General features: G+C 51.6%; 2 tRNA genes and 2 rRNA genes (1 of these 4 running past the window's edge). All 4 read right to left on the reverse strand.

Annotated elements, in window-relative coordinates:
• Positions 1-19: 19 nt before the first annotated feature.
• Positions 20-2,911 (reverse strand): 23S ribosomal RNA (locus tag AC1RQB_RS28055).
• 249 nt (positions 2,912-3,160) lie between these two features.
• Positions 3,161-3,236 (reverse strand) — tRNA-Ala (locus AC1RQB_RS28060).
• A gap of 30 nt (positions 3,237-3,266) precedes the next feature.
• Positions 3,267-3,343: transfer RNA gene (locus tag AC1RQB_RS28065), tRNA-Ile, on the reverse strand.
• An 82-nt stretch (positions 3,344-3,425) separates the two neighbouring features.
• Positions 3,426-3,839: ribosomal RNA gene (locus AC1RQB_RS28070) — 16S ribosomal RNA — on the reverse strand (it continues 1,222 nt past the right edge of the window).
• The 16S and 23S rRNA genes sit together here with 2 tRNA genes alongside, the layout of an rRNA operon.

Below are 3,839 nucleotides of genomic sequence, written 5' to 3' on the forward strand. Positions count from 1 at the left end.
CAAATTGCTTGGGTGTTATATGGTCAAGCCTCACGGGCAATTAGTATTGGTTAGCTCAACGCCTCACAGCGCTTACACACCCAACCTATCAACGTCGTAGTCTTCGACGGCCCTTCAGGGGACTCAAGGTCCCAGTGAGATCTCATCTTGAGGCTAGTTTCCCGCTTAGATGCTTTCAGCGGTTATCTATTCCGAACATAGCTACCCGGCAATGCCACTGGCGTGACAACCGGAACACCAGAGGTTCGTCCACTCCGGTCCTCTCGTACTAGGAGCAGCCCCTCTCAAATCTCAAACGTCCACGGCAGATAGGGACCGAACTGTCTCACGACGTTCTAAACCCAGCTCGCGTACCACTTTAAATGGCGAACAGCCATACCCTTGGGACCGGCTTCAGCCCCAGGATGTGATGAGCCGACATCGAGGTGCCAAACACCGCCGTCGATATGAACTCTTGGGCGGTATCAGCCTGTTATCCCCGGAGTACCTTTTATCCGTTGAGCGATGGCCCTTCCATACAGAACCACCGGATCACTAAGACCTACTTTCGTACCTGCTCGACGTGTCTGTCTCGCAGTCAAGCGCGCTTTTGCCTTTATACTCTACGACCGATTTCCGACCGGTCTGAGCGCACCTTCGTACTCCTCCGTTACTCTTTAGGAGGAGACCGCCCCAGTCAAACTACCCACCATACACTGTCCTCGATCCGGATAACGGACCTGAGTTAGAACCTCAAAGTTGCCAGGGTGGTATTTCAAGGATGGCTCCACGCGAACTGGCGTCCACGCTTCAAAGCCTCCCACCTATCCTACACAAGCAAATTCAAAGTCCAGTGCAAAGCTATAGTAAAGGTTCACGGGGTCTTTCCGTCTAGCCGCGGATACACTGCATCTTCACAGCGATTTCAATTTCACTGAGTCTCGGGTGGAGACAGCGCCGCCATCGTTACGCCATTCGTGCAGGTCGGAACTTACCCGACAAGGAATTTCGCTACCTTAGGACCGTTATAGTTACGGCCGCCGTTTACCGGGGCTTCGATCAAGAGCTTCGCGTTAGCTAACCCCATCAATTAACCTTCCGGCACCGGGCAGGCGTCACACCCTATACGTCCACTTTCGTGTTTGCAGAGTGCTGTGTTTTTAATAAACAGTCGCAGCGGCCTGGTATCTTCGACCGGCGTGGGCTTACGCAGTAAATGCTTCACCCTCACCGGCGCACCTTCTCCCGAAGTTACGGTGCCATTTTGCCTAGTTCCTTCACCCGAGTTCTCTCAAGCGCCTTGGTATTCTCTACCCAACCACCTGTGTCGGTTTGGGGTACGGTTCCTGGTTACCTGAAGCTTAGAAGCTTTTCTTGGAAGCATGGCATCAACCACTTCGTGTTCTAAAAGAACACTCGTCATCAGCTCTCGGCCTTAGAATCCCGGATTTACCTAAGATTCCAGCCTACCACCTTAAACTTGGACAACCAACGCCAAGCTGGCCTAGCCTTCTCCGTCCCTCCATCGCAATAACCAGAAGTACAGGAATATTAACCTGTTTTCCATCGACTACGCTTTTCAGCCTCGCCTTAGGGACCGACTAACCCTGCGTCGATTAACGTTGCGCAGGAAACCTTGGTCTTTCGGCGTGGGTGTTTTTCACACCCATTGTCGTTACTCATGTCAGCATTCGCACTTCTGATACCTCCAGCAAGCTTCTCAACTCACCTTCACAGGCTTACAGAACGCTCCTCTACCGCATCACCTAAGTGATACCCGTAGCTTCGGTGTATGGTTTGAGCCCCGTTACATCTTCCGCGCAGGCCGACTCGACTAGTGAGCTATTACGCTTTCTTTAAAGGGTGGCTGCTTCTAAGCCAACCTCCTAGCTGTCTAAGCCTTCCCACATCGTTTCCCACTTAACCATAACTTTGGGACCTTAGCTGACGGTCTGGGTTGTTTCCCTTTTCACGACGGACGTTAGCACCCGCCGTGTGTCTCCCATGCTCGGCACTTGTAGGTATTCGGAGTTTGCATCGGTTTGGTAAGTCGGGATGACCCCCTAGCCGAAACAGTGCTCTACCCCCTACAGTGATACATGAGGCGCTACCTAAATAGCTTTCGAGGAGAACCAGCTATCTCCGAGCTTGATTAGCCTTTCACTCCGATCCACAGGTCATCCGCTAACTTTTCAACGGTAGTCGGTTCGGTCCTCCAGTTAGTGTTACCCAACCTTCAACCTGCCCATGGATAGATCGCCCGGTTTCGGGTCTATTCCCAGCGACTAGACGCCCTATTAAGACTCGCTTTCGCTACGCCTCCCCTATTCGGTTAAGCTCGCCACTGAAAATAAGTCGCTGACCCATTATACAAAAGGTACGCAGTCACCCAACAAAGTGGGCTCCCACTGCTTGTACGCATACGGTTTCAGGATCTATTTCACTCCCCTCTCCGGGGTTCTTTTCGCCTTTCCCTCACGGTACTAGTTCACTATCGGTCAGTCAGTAGTATTTAGCCTTGGAGGATGGTCCCCCCATATTCAGACAAAGTTTCTCGTGCTCCGTCCTACTCGATTTCATGGCCAAGAGATTTTCGCGTACAGGGCTATCACCCACTATGGCCGCACTTTCCAGAGCGTTCCGCTAATCTCAAAGCCACTTAAGGGCTAGTCCCCGTTCGCTCGCCACTACTAAGGGAATCTCGGTTGATTTCTTTTCCTCAGGGTACTTAGATGTTTCAGTTCCCCTGGTTCGCTTCTTAAGCCTATGTATTCAGCTTAAGATACCTAACTTATGTTAGGTGGGTTCCCCCATTCAGACATCTCCGGATCAAAGTCTGTTTGCCGACTCCCCGAAGCTTTTCGCAGGCTACCACGTCTTTCATCGCCTCTGACTGCCAAGGCATCCACCGTATGCGCTTCTTCACTTGACCATATAACCCCAAGCAATCTGGTTATACTGTGAAGACGACATTCGCCGAAAATTCGATTCTTGCTCATAAAGAGCAACTCACAAATTTTACCTTAGCCTGATCCGTTACCAGTGAAAGTAACGTTCAGTCTATCTTTCTATCACATACCCAAATTTTTAAAGAACGATCTAGCCAAAGACTAGAAATCAACATTCACCATCACCAGGATGGAATGCTCATTTCTAAGCTTTCAACAAACAGAAGCAGTAGTGGTGGAGCCAAACGGGATCGAACCGTTGACCTCCTGCGTGCAAGGCAGGCGCTCTCCCAGCTGAGCTATGGCCCCGTATTTCTACAGGCGTTTCCCACACAAAATTGGTGGGTCTGGGCAGATTCGAACTGCCGACCTCACCCTTATCAGGGGTGCGCTCTAACCAACTGAGCTACAGACCCAATTTCGGGCTGCTTCTTATCGTCTTCTTCAATGAATCAAGCAATTCGTGTGGGAACTTATGGAGCAGCTGATGTCGTCGATTAAGGAGGTGATCCAGCCGCAGGTTCCCCTACGGCTACCTTGTTACGACTTCACCCCAGTCATGAATCACACCGTGGTAACCGTCCTCCCGAAGGTTAGACTAGCTACTTCTGGTGCAACCCACTCCCATGGTGTGACGGGCGGTGTGTACAAGGCCCGGGAACGTATTCACCGCGACATTCTGATTCGCGATTACTAGCGATTCCGACTTCACGCAGTCGAGTTGCAGACTGCGATCCGGACTACGATCGGTTTTCTGGGATTAGCTCCACCTCGCGGCTTGGCAACCCTCTGTACCGACCATTGTAGCACGTGTGTAGCCCAGGCCGTAAGGGCCATGATGACTTGACGTCATCCCCACCTTCCTCCGGTTTGTCACCGGCAGTCTCCTTAGAGTGCCCACCATTACGTGCG

This window comes from Pseudomonas sp. GW822-FHT02E03 (genome assembly GCF_058802325.1).